The following is an 18,005-nucleotide window of genomic DNA, read 5'->3' as shown; positions in this document are numbered from 1 at the left end:
TTGAGCTGGGGATTCGCGGCGGGGGCGCCGCTCCCACGGGGTTGCTGCTCCCTCAGGGGTAGGGCTTCCACACTGGTTGGCTGCTTCCACATCTGTGCTTCAGCTGTGGGAGGCCCGCCCTCGGGCCGAATGGTTGAGCTGAGGATTCGCGGCGGGGTCGCCGCTCCCACGGGGTTGCTGCTCCCTCAGGGGTGGTGCTTCCACACAGGTTGGCTGCTTTCCCAGCTGTGCTTCAGCTGTGGGAGGCCCGCCCTCGGGCCGAATGGTTGAGCTGGGGATTCGCGGCGAGGGCGCCGCTCCCACGGGGTTGCTGCTCCCTCAGGGGTAGGGCTTCCACACAGGTTGGCTGCTTTCCCAGCTGTGCTTGAGCTGTGGGAGGCCCGCCCTCGGGCCGAATGGTTGAGCTGGGGACTCGCGGCGGGGTCGCCGCTCCCACCAGGGGTGCCGCTTATGCCCCGGCCTGAACGGCGGCCCGCGGACTCAAGCGCAGCAGCAGTTTTTCCACCGCTTCCAGACGCGCCGGCGCGGTGGCGGTCGGCTGGGTCACCGTGAGCTTGCTGCGGCCGTCGAAGCGATAAACCTTGGGTTCGTTGCGGATCAGCTTGAGCAAGGCGTCGACGTCGATCGCCGGCTGCTCGACCAGGCTGATGCTGAAGCCGTTCTCGCCGCCAGTGATGGCGGTCACGCCCAGTTGTCTTGCCAACAGCCGCAGCCGCGCCTGCGCAAACAGCAGCGCGGTCGGTGCCGGCAGCGCGCCGAAGCGGTCCACCAGTTCCACCTGCAGTTCTTCCAGTGCCGGCAGGTCCGGCGCACTGGCGATGCGCTTGTACAGCACCAGGCGCTGGTGCACGTCGGCCACGTAGTCGGTCGGCAGCAGTGCCGCGGCGCCCAGGTTGATGTCCAGCTCGTGCCGCACGGCGGCATCGAAGTCCGGCGCGCGTCCGGCGCGGATGTCGCGCACGGCCCGCTCGAGCAGCTCGTTGAACAGCGTGAAGCCGATCTCCTGGATGTGGCCGCTCTGCTCATCGCCCAGCAACTCGCCGGCGCCGCGGATTTCCATGTCGTGGCTGGCCAGCGTGAAGCCGATGCCCAGTTCGCCCAGGGACTCGATGGCCTCCAGGCGCTTTAGGGCATCGCCCTTGAGCGAGTCGCGGCTGGGCACCAGCAGGTAGGCATAGGCCTGGTGGTGCGAGCGCCCGACCCGGCCGCGCAGCTGGTGCAGCTGGGCCAGGCCCAGGGTGTCGGCGCGGTCGATGATGATGGTGTTGGCGGTCGGCACGTCGATGCCGCTCTCGATGATGGTGCTGCACACCAGCAGGTTGAAGCGGCGGTGGTGGAAGTCCGCCATGATGTGTTCGAGCTCGCGCTCCGGCAGCTGGCCGTGGCCCACGCGCAGGGTCGCTTCCGGCAGCAGCCGGGCCAGGTCGTGGGCCACGCGCTCGATGGTCTCGACCTTGTTGTGCAGGAAATACACCTGCCCGCCGCGCTTGAACTCGCGCAGGCAGGCCTCGCGCACCAGCTCGGCATCGAAGGGCCGCACGAAGGTCTTGACCGCCATGCGCCGCGGCGGCGGGGTGGCAATGATCGACAGGTCGCGCAGGCCGGACATGGCCAGGCTCAGCGTGCGCGGAATCGGCGTGGCGGTCAGGGTCAGCACGTCGACTTCGGCGCGCAGGGCCTTGAAGGCCTCTTTCTGCTTGACGCCGAAGCGGTGTTCCTCGTCGATGATCAGCAGTCCCAGGCGCTGGAACTTGACGTCCTTTTGCAGCAGCCGGTGGGTGCCGATGACGATGTCGAGCTTGCCCGCGGCCAGATCGGTCAGGATCTGCTGCTGTTCCTGTTTGGACTCGAAGCGCGTCAGCGCCGCCACGCGCAGCGGCCAGTCGGCCATGCGGTTCTTGAATGATTCGGCGTGCTGCTGCGCCAGCAGCGTGGTCGGCACCAGCACCGCCACCTGCTGGCCGGCGTGGGCGGCCACGAAGGCGGCGCGCATGGCGACCTCGGTCTTGCCGAAGCCCACATCGCCGCAGACCACGCGGTCCATGGGTTTGTCACTGGCGATATCGGCCAGCACCTCGCTGATGGCGCGCGCCTGATCCGGGGTTTCCTCGAACGGAAAGCTGGCCGCGAAGCGCGCGTAGTCGTCCGGCAGCGGGATGGCGTGGCCGCCGCGGGCGGCGCGCTTGGCGTAGATGGCCAGCAGCTCGGCCGCCGCGTCGCGCACCTGCTCGCGCGCCTTGCGTTGGGCGCGCTGCCAGTCGCCGCTGCCGAGTTTGTGCAGCGGCGCGTGGGCGGCGTCGGCGCCGGTATAGCGGTGGACCAGTTCCAGACTGCCGACGGGCACGTAAATCTTGGCCCGGTCGGCGTATTCGATGGCCAGGTACTCGCCGCTGCCGCCGCCGACCTCCAGCGTTTCGAGGCCCAGGTAGCGCCCCACGCCGTGCTCGATGTGCACCACCGGATCGCCGGCCGCCAGCTCGGTCAGGTTGCGGATGACCGCCTCGGGGTCGGTCTCGCGCTTGTCGCGGCGGCGCTGTTGCACCACGTGCTCGCCGTAGATCTGGCTCTCGGCGACGATGGCGACGCCGGCCTGTGGCAGCAGCAGGCCTTCGTCCACCGGCGCCACGGCGATCGCCAGCGGCGCGTCGCTGGCGATGAACTGCGCCCAGTCGTCCACCACCTGCACGCCGATGTGCTGGCGTTGCAGCATCTCGCGCAGGGTCTCGCGCCGGCCCAGGCTTTCGGCGGCGATCAGCGTGCGGCCCTCGAAGCCGGCGACGAAGTCCTGCAGCGCTGCCAGCGGCCGGGCGGCGCGGCTGTCCACCGGCAAGGCCGGTGGTTTGCCGATCGGCAGGGCGTGGTCGTCCGCCGCCTCGCGCAGCGCGATCTGCGCAAAGCGCTTGAAGGCGGCGAACACGGCACCCGGCTCCAGGTACAGCTCGGCCGGCGGCAGCGGCGGGTAATCGCGCACCAGGCTGCGCGCCTCGAAGCGCTCGCGCACCGTGCCCCAGAAGGCATCGCCGGCTGCCAGGCAGCCTTCCTGCCAGGCGATGGTGGCGCCCGCCGGCAGGTAGTCGAACAGCGTGGCCGTCGCCTCGAAAAACAGCGGCATGTAGAACTCGATGCCGGCCGGCGGGCGACCGGCCTGCAGCTCCCGGTACAGGGCCGAGCGCGCGGGGTTGGCCTCGAACACCTGCATGTAGCGCTGGTAGAAGCGCTCGATGGCCGGCGGGTTGACCGGAAACTCGCGCCCCGGCAGCAGGTCCACGCCGGGCAGGCTGTCCTGCGAGCGCTGGCTGTCCGGGTCGAAGCGGCGGATGGATTCGACCTCGTCGTCGAACAGCTCGACCCGGAACGGCCACTCGCTGCCCATCGGGAACAGGTCCAGCAGCCCGCCGCGCACCGCGAACTCGCCGTGCTCCATGACCTGGTTGACCGCCGTGTAGCCGGCGCGGATCAGGCGTTCGCGCATCTGCGTCAGATCCAGCCGGTCGCCGCGCGCCAGGCGCAGGCTGTAGGCGTCCAGATACGCCTGCGGCGCCAGGCGCTGCATCAGCGTGGCGATGGGCACGATCACCACCCCGGCGCGCAGGCCGGGCAGGCGGTGCAGCACCGCCAGGCGCTCGGAAACCAGATCCTGGTAGGGCGAGAAGGCGTCGTAGGGCAGCGTTTCCCAGTCCGGGAACGTCAGCACCGGCAGATCGGCGCCGGCAAAGAACGGGATTTCGCGCGCCAGGCGCTCGGCCGCCGGCGTGTCGGCCACCACCACCAGCAGCGGGCCGCTTGCGGTGCGCGCCGCTTCGGCCAGCGCCAGCGCCTGACTGGCGCCGGCAAGGCCGCTCCAGTCGCGCCGCTCGCCGGCCCTGGCGGGCAGGGGCGGACGCAGCAGGGGGGCGGGAACGGCGGGGCCGATGGGCAGGGCGGTACTCATGCAGCCGGTATTATAGGCAGCGCCGTTGTCACCCCGGTTTTACTGCATGCCCGTCAGTCCCCGTCAGGCCCGCTATCTGGATGCGCTCGGCGTGATGCGCTACGCGCGGCGTGTGGCGGACGGGATTGTGCCGGACGCATCGGTCGCGGCGCCGACCGTGGCCGTGCTGGCGGAAACGTCGCAGCCGTTCACAGCGCCAGCGGCAAGCACGCAGGCCCTGGCGGCGACGCCAGTCGCGTCCCATCCAGCGGTTTCGACTCTTCCACCCGCAGACCCCGCGCTTGCCTGGCCGCGGCTGATCGCGCAGATCGCTGCCTGCACCGCCTGCGGCCTGAGCCGCACGCGCACCAACACCGTGCCGGGCGTGGGTGATCCTCGCGCGGACTGGTTGATCGTCGGCGAGGCGCCGGGCGCCGATGAGGACGCGACCGGCGAACCCTTCGTCGGGCGTGCCGGCAAGCTGCTCGACGCCATGCTGCGGGCGGTGGGCCTGAGCCGCCAGCGCGGCGTCTACATCACCAACATCGTCAAATGCCGACCGCCGGACAATCGCGACCCGGCGCCGGACGAGGCGGGCGCCTGTGCGGGCTACCTGGAGCGGCAGATCGCGTTGATCCATCCGAAGCTCATCCTGGCCGTCGGCAAGGTGGCGGCCCACAACCTGCTGGGCACCGAGGAGCCGATGAACCGGCTGCGCGGCAAGGTGTGGCAGTGGCGGGGCACGGACCTGCCCGTCGTGGTGACGTACCACCCGGCCTATCTGCTGCGCTCGCCGCTGGAGAAGCGCAAGTCCTGGGACGACCTGTGCCTGGCGCAGGACGTTTATCGCCAGCGCAGCGGGCAGCCCGCCTGATGGCCGCGCGGCTGCCCGACCCGGACGCCGGCGGCGTCATCGCGGTGCGGGCCATGGCGGCCGTCGACGTGCCGGCCGTGGCGGCCATCGAGAAACAGGCCTACCCGGCGGTTCAGGCGTGGTCGGAGGGCATCTTTCGCGACTGCCTGCGCGTCGGCTACCTGTGTCAGGTGCTGGAAGTCGACGCCGAGCTGGCGGGCTACGGCATCTTGTCGATCGCCGCCGGCGAGGCGCACCTGCTGAATGTGTGCGTGGCGCCGGGGCGGCAGGGGCGGGGCCTCGGCCGCCTGCTGGTGGAACATTTCCTGGATCTGGCCGACCGCTACAAGGCGCACACGGTGTACCTGGAAGTGCGCCCGTCGAACACGCCGGCGCGGGCGCTTTACAAGTCGTTAGGGTTCCGGCGCATCGGCGTGCGAAAATCCTACTACCCGGCAGCGCCCGGCGAGCCGCGCGAAGACGCCATCCAGCTCGCCCGGGACATTGCCTGAGCGCTGCTTCGTCCCCATCTAGTGCAACCCTGAGCCCGATTTGCCGGCGATCTTTCCGCCGGCGCTGATTCCTGCATGACCGAACTGACCCCCGAAGTCGCCCGGCGGCGCACCTTCGCCATCATCTCGCACCCGGATGCCGGCAAGACCACGCTGACTGAAAAGCTGCTGCTGTACGGCGGCGCCATCCAGATGGCCGGCACCGTCAAGGCGCGCAAGGCCGCCCGCCACGCCACCTCGGACTGGATGGCGCTCGAAAAGGAGCGCGGCATCTCCGTGACCTCGTCGGTGATGCAGTTCCCGTACCGGGACTGCGTGATGAACCTGCTGGACACGCCCGGCCACGCCGATTTCTCGGAAGACACCTACCGCACGCTGACGGCGGTCGACTCCTGCCTGATGGTGATCGACGCCGCCCGTGGCGTGGAGGAACGCACCATCAAGCTGATGGAGGTGTGCCGCCTGCGCGACACGCCGATCATCACCTTCGTGAACAAGCTGGATCGCGAGGGCCGCGAGCCGGTCGAGCTGCTCGACGAGATCGAGTCGGTGCTGGGCATCGCCTGCGCGCCGGTGAGCTGGCCGATCGGCATGGGCCAGCGCCTGAAAGGCATCGTCGACCTGATCACGGGTCAGGTGCGGTTGTTCGGTGCCCGCCACGGCGAGCGCGCGGTGGCCGGCGAGCTGCTGGACGGTCTGGACGACCCGCGGCTGCTGGAGCACCTGGACGCCCAGGACCTTGCCGCGCTGCGCGACGAGATCGAGCTGGTGCAGGGCGCCAGCGCCAGTTTTGACCTCGAGGCCTACCGCGCCGGCCGCCAGACGCCGGTGTTCTTCGGTTCCGCCATCCACAACTTCGGCGTGCAGGAACTGCTGGACGCGGTGGTGCGCTACGCGCCCTCGCCGGGCGCACGGGCAGCGGTGGAGCGCGTAGTGCAGCCCGACGAGCCGGCTTTCACCGGTTTCGTGTTCAAGATCCAGGCGAACATGGACCCGGCGCACCGCGACCGGGTGGCGTTCTTTCGCGTCTGCTCGGGCGCCTACGAGCGCGGCATCCGCATCAAGCATGTGCGCATCGGCCGCGAGCAGCAGCTGGCCAACGCCATCACTTTCATGGCCGGCGAGCGCGAAGGCGCCGAGCGGGCCGTGGCCGGTGACATTCTGGGCATCCACAACCACGGCACGGTGCGCATCGGCGACACCTTCACGCAGGGCGAGAGCCTGCGCTACACGGGCATTCCGGACTTCGCGCCGGAGCTGTTCCGCCGCGCCCAGCTGCGCGACCCGCTGCGCAGCAAGGCGCTGCTCAAGGGCCTGGAACAATTGTCGGAGGAGGGCGCCACGCAGCTGTTCCGGCCGCTGATCAACAACGATCTGATCCTGGGCGCGGTCGGCGTGCTGCAGTTCGAAGTGGCGGCCTATCGCCTGAAGCATGAGTACGGCGTCGAGGCGACCTTCGAGCCGGTCAACGTCGTCACCTGCCGCTGGGTACACGGCGACGACGCCAAGAAGCTCGACGAATTCCAGCGCCGCGCGGAGGCCAACCTGGCCCTCGACGGCAACGGCGAGCTGGTGTACCTGGCGCCGACCCGGGTGAACCTGAACCTCACCGAAGAGCGCTGGCCGGAGCTGCGTTTCCTGGCCACGCGCGAGCATTGATTGGCTTTGTGTCGTGTGGGAGGCCCGCCCCCGGGCCGAATGGGTGAACCGAGGATTCGCCACCCCGTGGGAGGCCCGCCCTCGGGCCGAACGGTTGAACCGAGGATTCGCCACCCCGTGGGAGGCCCGCCCTCGGGCCGAATAGTTGAACTGAAGATTCGCGGCGGGGGCGCCGCTCCCACGGGGTGGCGGTTCCACTGACCGAATGTATTTTGCGCCGCCGGCTGCATACTGCCCCGCGCCGTGGCGATCCGTTTTTTTTCCACTGGTATCGAAAATCATGAGCACCGAACCGGCCGCCGAGCCGACCTTTGCCGACCTGGACCTGCCGCCGGCCCTGCTGCAGGCAGTGACCGAGCTGGGTTACGAAACCCCGTCGCCGATCCAGGCCCGCATCATTCCGCACCTGCTGGCCGGCCGCGACGTGCTCGGCCAGGCGCAGACCGGCACCGGCAAGACGGCGGCCTTCGCCCTGCCCTTGCTGGCCAGGATCGACCCCGCCAAGAACACCACGCAGGTGCTGGTGCTGGCGCCCACGCGCGAGCTGGCGCTGCAGGTGGCCGAGGCCTTCGGCCGCTATGGCGCACACCTGCCGGGCGTGCGGGTAATGGCCATCTACGGCGGCCAGGGCTACCGCGAGCAGCTGCAGGGCCTGCGCCGTGGCGCGCACGTGGTAGTCGGCACGCCGGGGCGGGTGATGGACCACATGACCCGCGGCTCGCTGGATCTGTCGGGCCTGTCGGCGCTGGTGCTGGACGAAGCCGACGAAATGCTGCGCATGGGCTTCATCGACGACGTCGAGTTCATCCTGTCCGAGACACCGGCCACGCGCCAGCTGGCGCTGTTCTCGGCCACGCTGCCGGCGCCCATCAAGCGCATCGCCCAGAAACACCTGCGCGATCCGCAGGAAGTGTCGATCAAGGTCCGCACCACCACCGCCGAGACCATCAATCAGCGCTACTGGAGCGTCGGTGGCGGCGTGCCCAAGCGCGAGGCCCTGACGCGCATCCTCGAGACCACGCCGCACGAGGGCGTGCTGATCTTCGTGTGCACCAAGATCGAAACCCAGGAACTTGCCGATTATCTGAACGCGCAAGGTTTCGCCGCCGCGCCGCTGTCCGGCGACATCGCCCAGGCGCAGCGCGAACACACCGTCAATCGTCTGAAGTCCGGCCAGCTCGACCTGGTGGTGGCGACCGACGTGGCCGCCCGCGGCCTGGACGTGGAGCGCATCAGCCACGTCATCAACTACGACATCCCCTACGACACCGAAGCCTACGTGCACCGCATCGGCCGCACCGGCCGGGCCGGGCGCAGCGGCGAGGCGATCCTGTTCGTGGCCCCACGCGAGGCGCGCATGCTGCAGGCCATCGAGCGCGCCACCCGTCAGCGCATCGAGGAAATGCCCCTGCCGGGCGTGGAGGCCGTCAACCAGCGCCGCATCGGGCGCTTCATGGGCCGCATCGACGAGGCCCTGGCGAAGGCCGAGAACGCCGACACCGTGGCCCTGTTCAGGCGCCTGCTGGGCGACTACGCGCAGGAAAAATCCCTCGAGCCGATCGACATCGCAGCCGCCCTGGCGGTGGTGGTACAGGGCAGCGAGCCCCTGCTGCTGGCGCCCGAACGGCCGCAACCGAAGGCATTCAAACCGCGGCAGGATGGCCCGGCCCCGACGCGTGAGCGCTTCCGTGACAGCGCCCCCGGCGAGCGCCGCCCGCCGCGTGGTGCCCCCGCCCCCGACGAGCACCTGGAGTCGTACCGGGTGGAGGTCGGCAGCAGCCACGGTATGAAGCCGTCGAACCTGGTCGGCGCCATCGCCAACGAGATCGGCCTCGACAGCAAGTTCATCGGCCGCATCGAAATCTACGACCACCACAGCACGGTCGACCTGCCGCAAGGCTTGCCGAAAGACCTGATGGCGATCCTGAAGCGCACCCGCGTGGCCGGCCAGCCGCTGGCCATCAGCCGCGTCGCCGACGGCGCGCCGATTGCCAATCCCTACAAGAGTCCGCGCCCGTCGCGCGGCCCGGCAGCGGAAGGCGCCCCGCGACCGTTCAAGCCGCGGCCGGCCGGCGACAAGGCCTTCAAGCCGAAGGCCAAGACCGGCTACCCCAAGCGCAAGCCGGGGGATGGGCCGGCTCGATAGCGGCGCATACGGCGCGCGCTGATCGCCTGGCATAGCCGGGCTCTACAGTTGTCCGATGGCTGACAGGATCGGCAGCTTGCAGCCATCGATTTTGGCGGCGCCGGTCCTTTCCAATCCGCACAGGCGCCTGAGACCAGATTCAGGAGCCCCGGAGTCTTGAGCGTCACGGTCATGTCCTGATGATCCCACCGGCGCTCACAGGACCCTTCGCTGGAATCGCTCCCCTTGCCTTGGACTGGCGCACCGAGCTGCCGGCCGGGCAGGGCGCCGGGCGGCGTTTTCCGGGAGGCTTTTCGAGAACGTCTTTCGCGGGGCGCCCGCTAGAGACTCACGCCATTTCAATCGCCTGCGCGATCGATGCGTTGGGGCATCGTGCCTTTCCTTCGGTCATGCCTTCGGCGGCGAGGGATTGATCAGTGGTTCCCCAGCGCTTGGTCAAAGGGCGTCTTGCCGCATCCGTTGCGCCAAAGCCTCGGCACTTTCCTTGCGCTCGCTGTAGCGATCCACCAAATACGGCGCCACGTCGCGGGTGAGCAGCGTGAACTTCATCAGTTCTTCCATCACATCCACGATGCGGTCGTAGTAGGGCGAGGGCTTCATGCGCCCGGCCTCGTCGAACTCTTGGTATGCCTTGGCAACCGAGGACTGGTTAGGGATCGTCAGCATCCGCATCCAGCGGCCCAACAGGCGCATCTGGTTGACCGCGTTGAAGGACTGTGAGCCACCCGAGACCTGCATGACCGCCAGCGTCTTGCCTTGGGTGGGGCGCACTACGCCGATGGATAGCGGAATCCAGTCGATCTGCGTCTTCATCAGGCCGGTCATCGCGCCGTGGCGCTCGGGCGAACTCCACACCAAGCCTTCGGCCCATTGCACCAGCTCGTGCAGTTCCCTGACCTTCGGGTGATCGGCGGGGGCATCGTCCACCAGCGGCAGGCCCGAGGGGTTGAACATACGCGTCTCGCCGCCGAGCGCCCGCAGGATGCGCGCCGCTTCTTCGGCAGCCAGGCGGCTGTATGAGCGTTCGCGCAGCGAGCCGTAGAGCAGCAGGAAGCGCGGCGCGTGCGTGGCGCGCCGGGGTGCCAGCAGCCGCTGGGCATCGGGTTGCTGGAACAGCGCGCTGTCGATATTGGGCAGGTCGATGCTGGACTCAGACACGGCGGCCTCCCGCATCGACGACGGCTTCGCCGTCTTCCTTGTTGAATGCGCCACGCTGGGGCTGGGGAAGAATGTCCAGCACGGTTTCCGAAGGTCGGCACAGCCGTGTGCCCAGCGGCGTGACGACGATGGGCCGGTTGATGAGGATGGGGTGTTCAAGCATGAAGTCGATCAATTGCTCGTCGCTCCATTTCGGATCATCGAGGCCGAGTTCGGCGTAGGGCGTGCCTTTCGCGCGCAGCAGCGCGCGCACCGGTATGCCCATCGCGGCGATCAGGCGGTGCAGCGTTTCACGGTCGGGTGGCGTCTTCAGATACTCGATGATCGTGGGCTCCTCGCCGCTGTTGCGGATCAGGGCCAGCACGTTGCGCGAGGTGCCACAGGCGGGGTTGTGGTAGATGGTGATCTGGCTCATGTCACGGCCTCGATGGGGTGGCAGGGGAAGGCGCGCCGCTGAGCCGCCACCGGCGGCCCAGCCGCAAGGCAAGCTGCACCAGCAGGATGAGCACCGGCACGGCCCGATCACCGTGGTGAAGGCGACCGGCGAGGCCAGGCCGAACGAGGCGACGGCCACGGCGATGGCCTGCTCGAAGTTGTTGCCCGCGGCAGTGAAGGCGATGGCGGTGGTGCGCGGATAGTCGGCCTGGATCAGCCGGCCCATGAAGAAGCTGGGCAGGTTCACCGCGGAGGCCACCGCAGCACGAAAAACCCAACAAAAAAGGGGTCAGGCGTGAGCCTAACCCCTTGTTCTTAATGGTGGGCCGCGTAGGGCTCGAACCTACGACCCGCTGATTAAGAGTCAGCTGCTCTACCAACTGAGCTAGCGGCCCGAAACTCAAACATCAAACATCAAACTGGCATCAAACTGGGGTGAGCGATGGGGATCGAACCCACGACCACCGGAATCACAATCCGGGGCTCTACCGACTGAGCTACGCTCACCATAAACCTGTGGCGACATGGCGCGCCCGGCAGGATTCGAACCTGCGACCGACGGCTTAGAAGGCCGTTGCTCTGTCCTGGCTGAGCTACGGGCGCAGCGAACCCGAAACCTGCCCCAATCCTGCCGCGACGAACTGGTCGGGGTAGAGAGATTCGAACTCCCGACATCCAGCACCCAAAGCTGGCGCGCTACCAGACTGCGCCATACCCCGAGATTTCGCCTGGCCCGCACCGTTGCGCGGGGCGCGAACTATACAGCGCGGCTCGGCGGAGGGTCAACGCGTCCGGGCGGGGCACCGACAAGCTGTTAGAATTCGCCGCCCTTGAAATCTCCCGTCTACCCCATCCTGAATCACACCATGGCCACTGAACGCACCCTGTCCATCATCAAGCCCGATGCCGTCGCCAAGAACGTCATTGGCGCCATCTATTCCCGTTTCGAGCAGGCCGGCCTGAAGATCATCGCCGCCCGCATGGAGCATCTGAGCCGCGAGCGTGCCGAGGGCTTCTACGCCGTGCATCGCGAGCGGCCGTTCTTCAAGGACCTGGTCGCCTTCATGACCACCGGCCCGGTAATGATCCAGGTGCTGGAGGGCGACAACGCGGTTGCCAGACACCGCGAGCTGATGGGTGCCACCGATCCGGCCAAGGCCGCGCCGGGCACCATTCGCGCCGACTTTGCCAGCAACATCGAAGAAAACGCCGTTCACGGTTCCGACAGCGTCGAGAATGCCGCGACCGAGATCGCCTATTTCTTCGAGCCCGGGCAAATCTGCCCGCGCACGCGCTAAGCCCCGGACGTCTTGGACGCGACCTGCACCAAACCCAACCTGCTGGACCTGGATCGCCCGGGTCTGGCCGGTTTGCTGACGCAGCTGGGCGAGAAGCCGTTTCGGGCCGATCAGCTGCTGCAGTGGCTGCATGCGCGTGGCTGCGACGATTTCGCGGCCATGACCAATTTGAGCAAGGCGCTGCGCGAACGGCTGGCGCAGGAAACCGAAATTCGGGTGCCTGAAGTCACTGCCGACCAGCAGGCGGCGGACGGCACCCGCAAATGGCTGCTGCGCCTGCCCGGCGGCAGTGCCATCGAGACGGTGTACATCCCCGAGACGCGCCGCGGCACGCTGTGCGTGTCCTCGCAGGTCGGCTGCCAGCTCAACTGCAGCTTCTGCCAGACCGCCCAGCAGGGCTTCAACCGCAACCTGAGCACGGGCGAGATCCTGGGCCAGATGTGGACCGCCAGCCGGCTGCTGCCGCCGCACCCGGTGCGTGAGAAGCCCATCACCAACGTCGTGTTCATGGGCATGGGCGAGCCGCTGCTGAACTTCGACAACGTGGTGGCCGCCATCCGCGTGCTGCTGGACGACCTGGCCTACGGTCTGTCCAAGCGGCGCGTTACGGTCAGCACCGCCGGCGTGGTGCCGATGATCGACCGCCTGCGCGAGGAATGCCCGGTGGCGCTGGCCGTGTCGCTGCATGCGCCGGACGACGCGCTGCGTGACGAACTGGTGCCGCTGAACCGGCGCTACCCGATCGCCGAACTGCTGGACGCCTGCCGCCGTTACGTGGCCGGGGACGATCGCCGCCGCGTCACCTTCGAGTACACGCTGCTGGCCGGCGTCAACGACCACCCGGCGCAGGCCAAGGCATTGGCCAAGCTGCTCGCGCGCGTGCCGGCCAAGGTCAACCTGATTCCGTACAACCCGGTCGCCGGCCTGCCCTACGAGACCTCGCCCCCGGAGGCGGTCGCGAAATTCCGCGACGAGGTGCTGCGTCACGGCCTGGTCGCCACGGTCCGTAAGACCCGCGGCGACGGCATCGACGGCGCCTGTGGTCAGCTTGCGGGCAAGGTGCTGCCGCGCCAGCGGCGCAGCACGCACGTGCCTGTGGTGGTCTGAGTCCGATGCCCAGGCAGGTCGCAGTCTCGATCGCCGCCCTGGTCCTGGCCGGTTGCGCCAGCACGCGCGATCCGGCGCTGCGGGACGCGTCCGGCGGTGAACTGGCGATCGACATGGACACCTGCAGCCGTGTTGCCAGCGATCCGGAGCGCAAGCTGAGCAAGAACGAGCGCCTGTCCGAGCTGCGCATGGCGCTGGGCGCAGGTTACCTGCAGGAGGGGGCGCTCGATGTGGCGCTGCGGGAGCTGGAGCAGAGCCTGCAGCTGAACCCGCGCAACGCCAGCGCGCATGCCGCCATGGCCTTGCTGCAGCTGCGGCTGGGCAAACCGCAGGTGGCCGAGGAGCATTACCAGCGCGCGCTGGCCTTGTCGCCCAGCGACCCCGAAATCCGCAACAACTACGGGGTATACCTGTGCGGTCAGGGCAAGGCGCGCGAAGCGGACGCGCAGTTTCGCTGCGCCATTGCGAACCCGCTTTACCAGACCCCGGCCCTGGCCTATACCAACGCCGCCGAGTGCGCGCTACGCCACGGCGACGGCGAACGTGCCCAGATCGACCTGGCGACCGCCGTGCAGCTGGACCCGGGCTTTGCAACGGCCAGCCTGATGCTGGCCGACCTTCAGTTCAAGAAAGGCGACGCCCGCACCGCCCGTGAGCATCTGGCCCGCTATGTCCGCAGCGCCGGTCAGACGCCGGCCGGGTTGGCGCTGGGGATCCAGGTGGAAACGGCTCTCGGCGACCTGGACCGGGCTGCCAGCTACCGCATGTTGCTCAAGAACCGTTTCCCCGATTCGCGCGAAGCGCAAGAGCTGCATTGACCGTGGACGTGGAGCATGACGCGGCGCCGGCGGCTGCCGCTTCGATCGGCGAGCAGCTGCGCCAGGCCCGCCTCGGGCGCGGTTGGTCGACGGCGGAAGCCGCCAACCGGCTGCGCCTGCGTGCGCCACTGATCGAGGCTCTGGAAGCCGGCGACTACGCGCCGTTTGGGGCAGCCACCTACGCCCGCGGGCAGCTGCGCAACTACGCGATCCTGCTGGGACTGGACGAGCAGGCCCTGTTGCGCGGTTTCCGGCCGGCGTCAGCCGATGGGCATACCACGCCCCTGCGCCGTGCTCCCGAACTGCACCCCGGGCGCCCCCGGCTGGTGCGCGTGGGTGGGCTGCTGGTCGTGCTGGCGTCCGCGGTGTTGGCAGCCATCTGGGCCGGTGCCGGACGCGAGCCGCCGGTAGCGGATGGTGAGCCCGCGCCCGTGCATGCCGATTCGAGTGTTGTGCCGGCCGAGCCGCCGCGGCTCGATGCCGTGCCGGAAAGCCCGCCGCCGGTGGAGGCGATTGCCGACTCTCCGAGCGCGAGTGCAGATCAGGTCGTCGCCACTGAGGCGACGCCGGCTGCGGCGGCCGAAGCGGCACCGTCGCCGTCGCCGGGAGCCGGCCAGCAGCTCGCCGCGCACGCTTCTGATGCTGCCGGCCAGGGCGAGGCTGAACTGCGCCTGCGCAGCCGGGCCGTCAGCTGGGTGGAAGTCACTGACCACGCCGGCCGGCGCCTCGTTTACGAACTGGTCAGCCCGGGTCCGGAACGCACCGTGCGCGGACAGCCGCCGCTGCGGGTGTTGCTCGGCAACGCGCCGGCGGTCGACGTTTTCTACAATGGCGAGCCGGTCACGTTGCCGGCCGACCAGCATGTGGTGCGCATGACGCTGGGCACCCGGCCGCCGCAGGCGGCTTCCGAATTCCCCGGCACATCGCCGTCCGGCGCTGTGCCGCCCGCCACGACTCCCTGATACCGATCATGGTTGCCAAGCTCCAGGCCGTACGCGGCATGAACGACCTGTTGCCCGCAGACAGCCCGCGCTGGCGCGGCGCCGAACAGCGCCTGCAGGCGGTGCTGGCCCGGTACGGCTACGAGGAAATCCGCCTGCCGCTGGTGGAGCCGACCGAGCTGTTCGCGCGCACCATCGGCGAGGTCACCGACATCGTCGAGAAGGAGATGTACACCTTCCTGGACCGCAACGGCGACAGCCTCACGCTGCGCCCGGAAGGCACCGCTGGCGTTGTACGCGCCGGCATCGAGCACGGTCTGTTCCAGGGTCAGCTGCTGCGGCTGTGGTATCAGGGGCCGATGTTCCGCCACGAGCGCCCGCAGCGCGGCCGCTACCGGCAGTTCCACCAGTTGGGTGCCGAGTGTTTCGGCAGCGCCGAGCCGGAGCTGGATGCCGAGCTGATCGGCATGACCGCGCAGTTCTGGCGCGAGCTTGGCCTGTCCGGGCTGCGGCTGGAGATCAACTCGCTCGGCTCGCGCGAGGCCCGCGCCGCCTACCGCGACCGGCTTCAGGCCTATTTTCGCGATCACCAGGCGGCGCTCGACGCCGACAGCCTGCGCCGCCTCGACACCAACCCGCTGCGCATCCTGGACAGCAAGAATCCGGACCTGACGGCGCTCATCGCCGCCGCGCCGAGCCTGCCGGAGCACCTGGACGTCGACTCGCGGGCGCATTTCGAGCGCCTGTGTGCCCTGTTGGATGCACTCGGCGTGGCCTATACGGTCAACCCGCGCCTGGTGCGCGGCCTGGATTACTACGGCCGCACGGTGTTCGAGTGGGTCACGGATGCGCTGGGCGCGCAGGGTACGGTCTGCGCCGGTGGCCGCTACGACACGCTGGTCGAACAGCTCGGCGGGCGCGCCACGCCGGCCATCGGCTTTGCGCTGGGTCTGGAGCGCCTGCTCGATCTGCTGGCCGCCAGCGGCATCGATCCGGCCACGCCCCGCGAGATCTGGTACCTGGTTTCCGCGCCGGGCGCCTGCCGGGCGCAAGCCATGCTGCTCGCCCAGCAGCTGCGCGCGGCAGCGGATGCACCGACCGTCCTGCTGGACCACTCGGCCGGCAACTTCGGCAAGCAGGTCCAGCGCGCCGACAAGGCCGGCGCCCGCGTGGCGCTGATTCTGGGTGAGGACGAGCTGGCGGGCGGCACGATCACCGTGCGCATGCTGCGCGCCGCCGTGACGACCCAGGAAACCGTGCCCCGCGACACCATCCACGCCACCGTTACCCGCCTCGCCGCCCAGGAACGACCATGAGCACCGCCGACGCCGATCAGATCGAACACCTGCGCCGCCTGTGGGACCAGTACGGACGCCTGCTGACAGTCGTCATCGTGGCCGTGCTGGCCGGGCTGCTGGGCAAGCATTTTTACGGCAGTTATCAGCAGCGCCAGGCGACCGAGGCGGCGGCACTGTTCGCCGCCTATCAGCAGCCGCCGGCCGGGCAGACGGCCGACGCCCTGGCCGCGCAGTTGCGCGCGCAGTATCCGCGCACCAGCTATGCGAGCTTCGTCGCCCTGGCGCAGGCCAAGCAGGCGGTCGAGGCAGGCAAGCTCGACATGGCCGAGCAACACTTGCGCTGGGTGGTGGAACATGCCGGTGAGCCGACCGACCGGGCACTGGCCAGCCTGCGCCTGGCGCGCCTGCTGCTGGACCAGGGCAAGGCGCAGGCTGCGCAGGATGCACTGGGCAAGGACATCCCGGCCACCTCGCCGGCCCTGGCCGAACTCAGGGGTGACATCGCCCGTGCCCAGGACCGACTGCAGGACGCGCGCCAGGCTTATCAGGAGGCGCTGGCCGGGTTGCCGCCCGAGTCCGGACAGGCAGCGCTGATCAAACTCAAGCTCGATGCGCTGGGCCAGCCATGATCCATGCAACCCTTTCAATGCCGGTGCGCTTCCTGGCCATCGGCCTGCTGGCCACTGCGCTCGCGGCTTGTGGCACCGTGTCCAGTCTGGGCAAGGGGGCCGTGCGCGGGGTGAACCGGGCCGGCGAGTCCGTCGCCGGGCGCCTGACCGCCAACGACAAGCCGGAAATCACGGCCGAGCTGCCGGAACTGACCGGTTCGATCACCGTCGAGGTGCTGGCCGAGCACCGCATCACCGACGGCACGCCGGATGGCTATCCGAAACCCTGGCCGGCCTTCGATGGCGAGGTCGTCTACACACTCGGCCAGTCCCGGCGCGACGTGTTCGCCCATGCCCTGGCGGACGGCAAGCGCCTGTGGAAGGCCGGCCTCGAGGATGACATCACCGGCGGCGTTGGCGCCGGCGACGGCCTGGTGCTGGTCGGTACGGCCAATGGCGAGCTGATCGCGCTCGCGGCGACCGATGGCAAGGAACGCTGGCGCGTGCCGCTGGAAAGCGAGATTCTGGCGCCGCCAACTGCGCGTGATGGCGTGGTGGTGGTCGCCACCGGCGATGGCCACCTGTATGGCCTCAGCAGCGCCGACGGCGCCCGCAAGTGGAGCATCGAGCGCGATGTGCCCACGCTGTCGCTGCGCGGCGGCAGCGCCCCCCTGACCACCCCGACACTGGCCGTGCACGGCTTTGCCGACGGACATCTGGTGGCCGTCGATCTGCACACCGGCCGCGAGGCCTGGGACACGCCGATCGTGCAGCCGCGCGGGCGCACCGAGCTGGAACGCATGGTCGATGCCGACTGCCAGCCGGTGATCGAAGGCAGCGCAGTATTCGCGGGCGCCTATCAGGGACGCGCCAGCGCCATCGAACTGGCCACCGGCACGGTCGGCTGGGCGCGCGAGCTGTCGTGCGATACCGCCCTGGCGGCAGACAGCTTCAACGTCTACGGCGTCGACACCGATGACAAGATCAGTGCCTTCGATCAGCGCAGCGGCGCCGTCTACTGGGAGCAGGACGCGCTCAAGGGGCGCCACCTGACGGCCCCGGCGGTGGTGGGTTCTTACCTTGCCGTCGCCGACATCGAAGGCTACGTGCACTGGCTGAGGGCCGATGACGGTACGCTGGTCGGACGCACGCGGCCGACCAAGGATGCCTTCCTGCTGACGCCGTACGTGCGTGATGGCGTGGCCTACTTCCTGTCCGAAGGAGGGCGCCTGTATGCCCTGCGACCGGCCAACTGAGCACTG

General features: G+C 69.1%; 14 protein-coding genes and 4 tRNA genes. 11 read left to right on the top strand and 7 right to left on the bottom strand.

The features are described 5' to 3' along the window. Positions 1 to 448 precede the first annotated feature (448 nt). Positions 449 to 3,931, bottom strand: a complete 3,483-nt coding sequence (gene mfd / locus H5U26_RS10455; protein WP_290619373.1) for a transcription-repair coupling factor — start codon at positions 3,929 to 3,931, stop codon at positions 449 to 451. A 46-nt stretch (positions 3,932 to 3,977) separates the two neighbouring features. Here mfd and H5U26_RS10450 point away from each other — a divergent pair, with 46 nt between their 5' ends. From H5U26_RS10450 to H5U26_RS10435, 4 genes are all read left to right on the top strand, one after another. Continuing rightward, positions 3,978 to 4,784 (top strand): uracil-DNA glycosylase, encoded by an 807-nt coding sequence (locus tag H5U26_RS10450; protein ID WP_290619371.1) that lies wholly within the window; start codon positions 3,978 to 3,980, stop codon positions 4,782 to 4,784. Then, positions 4,784 to 5,275 (top strand): ribosomal protein S18-alanine N-acetyltransferase, encoded by a 492-nt coding sequence (gene rimI, locus H5U26_RS10445; protein WP_290619369.1) that lies wholly within the window; start codon positions 4,784 to 4,786, stop codon positions 5,273 to 5,275. Before H5U26_RS10450 ends, rimI begins: the two co-directional genes overlap by 1 nt. Before the next feature lie 75 nt (positions 5,276 to 5,350). After that, on the top strand, positions 5,351 to 6,934 hold the full coding sequence (locus H5U26_RS10440; protein ID WP_290619367.1) for a peptide chain release factor 3: 1,584 nt from the start codon (positions 5,351 to 5,353) through the stop codon (positions 6,932 to 6,934). Positions 6,935 to 7,214: 280 nt separating this feature from the next. After that, positions 7,215 to 9,080, top strand: coding sequence for a DEAD/DEAH box helicase (locus H5U26_RS10435; protein ID WP_290619365.1), 1,866 nt, complete (start codon positions 7,215 to 7,217; stop codon positions 9,078 to 9,080). Between the two features lie 435 nt (positions 9,081 to 9,515). Here H5U26_RS10435 and arsH read toward each other — a convergent pair whose 3' ends face one another. The 6 genes from arsH to H5U26_RS10405 all read right to left on the bottom strand — a co-directional run bounded on the left by arsH (position 9,516) and on the right by H5U26_RS10405 (position 11,392). Further along, positions 9,516 to 10,238 (bottom strand): arsenical resistance protein ArsH, encoded by a 723-nt coding sequence (gene arsH, locus H5U26_RS10430; RefSeq protein WP_290619415.1) that lies wholly within the window; start codon positions 10,236 to 10,238, stop codon positions 9,516 to 9,518. Continuing rightward, complete coding sequence (arsC, locus tag H5U26_RS10425; protein ID WP_290619413.1) at positions 10,231 to 10,653, bottom strand: arsenate reductase (glutaredoxin); 423 nt, start codon at positions 10,651 to 10,653, stop codon at positions 10,231 to 10,233. The genes arsH and arsC overlap by 8 nt, the downstream gene beginning before the upstream one ends. A gap of 339 nt (positions 10,654 to 10,992) precedes the next feature. After that, positions 10,993 to 11,068: transfer RNA gene (locus tag H5U26_RS10420), tRNA-Lys, on the bottom strand. A 36-nt stretch (positions 11,069 to 11,104) separates the two neighbouring features. After that, a tRNA-His gene (locus H5U26_RS10415) sits at positions 11,105 to 11,180 on the bottom strand. An 18-nt stretch (positions 11,181 to 11,198) separates the two neighbouring features. Beyond that, positions 11,199 to 11,276 (bottom strand) — tRNA-Arg (locus tag H5U26_RS10410). A 39-nt stretch (positions 11,277 to 11,315) separates the two neighbouring features. Beyond that, positions 11,316 to 11,392: transfer RNA gene (locus H5U26_RS10405), tRNA-Pro, on the bottom strand. 147 nt (positions 11,393 to 11,539) lie between these two features. On the opposite strand from H5U26_RS10405, the gene ndk reads away from it, so the two are divergent. Genes ndk through bamB form a run of 7 tightly spaced genes read left to right on the top strand, consistent with a single transcriptional unit; the run spans position 11,540 to position 17,999 of the window. After that, positions 11,540 to 11,971 (top strand): nucleoside-diphosphate kinase, encoded by a 432-nt coding sequence (ndk, locus tag H5U26_RS10400; RefSeq protein WP_290619363.1) that lies wholly within the window; start codon positions 11,540 to 11,542, stop codon positions 11,969 to 11,971. Positions 11,972 to 11,983: 12 nt separating this feature from the next. Next, complete coding sequence (rlmN, locus tag H5U26_RS10395; protein ID WP_290619361.1) at positions 11,984 to 13,078, top strand: 23S rRNA (adenine(2503)-C(2))-methyltransferase RlmN; 1,095 nt, start codon at positions 11,984 to 11,986, stop codon at positions 13,076 to 13,078. 5 nt (positions 13,079 to 13,083) lie between these two features. After that, a complete protein-coding gene (gene pilW / locus H5U26_RS10390) occupies positions 13,084 to 13,896 on the top strand; it encodes a type IV pilus biogenesis/stability protein PilW (protein ID WP_290619359.1) in 813 nt (270 codons plus the stop codon). Between the two features lie 2 nt (positions 13,897 to 13,898). Continuing rightward, positions 13,899 to 14,858 (top strand): RodZ domain-containing protein, encoded by a 960-nt coding sequence (locus tag H5U26_RS10385; protein WP_290619411.1) that lies wholly within the window; start codon positions 13,899 to 13,901, stop codon positions 14,856 to 14,858. 8 nt (positions 14,859 to 14,866) lie between these two features. Further along, positions 14,867 to 16,153, top strand: coding sequence for a histidine--tRNA ligase (gene hisS / locus H5U26_RS10380; protein ID WP_290619357.1), 1,287 nt, complete (start codon positions 14,867 to 14,869; stop codon positions 16,151 to 16,153). After that, complete coding sequence (locus H5U26_RS10375) at positions 16,150 to 16,764, top strand: tetratricopeptide repeat protein (protein ID WP_290619355.1); 615 nt, start codon at positions 16,150 to 16,152, stop codon at positions 16,762 to 16,764. The genes hisS and H5U26_RS10375 overlap by 4 nt, the downstream gene beginning before the upstream one ends. Next, positions 16,761 to 17,999, top strand: coding sequence for an outer membrane protein assembly factor BamB (gene bamB / locus H5U26_RS10370; RefSeq protein ID WP_290619353.1), 1,239 nt, complete (start codon positions 16,761 to 16,763; stop codon positions 17,997 to 17,999). Before H5U26_RS10375 ends, bamB begins: the two co-directional genes overlap by 4 nt. Positions 18,000 to 18,005: the final 6 nt, after the last annotated feature.

This window comes from Immundisolibacter sp. (genome assembly GCF_014359565.1).
Classification (GTDB): domain Bacteria; phylum Pseudomonadota; class Gammaproteobacteria; order Immundisolibacterales; family Immundisolibacteraceae; genus Immundisolibacter.
Note: the sequence above shows the minus strand (reverse complement) of the source record. Positions and strands in the feature narration are given on the sequence as shown.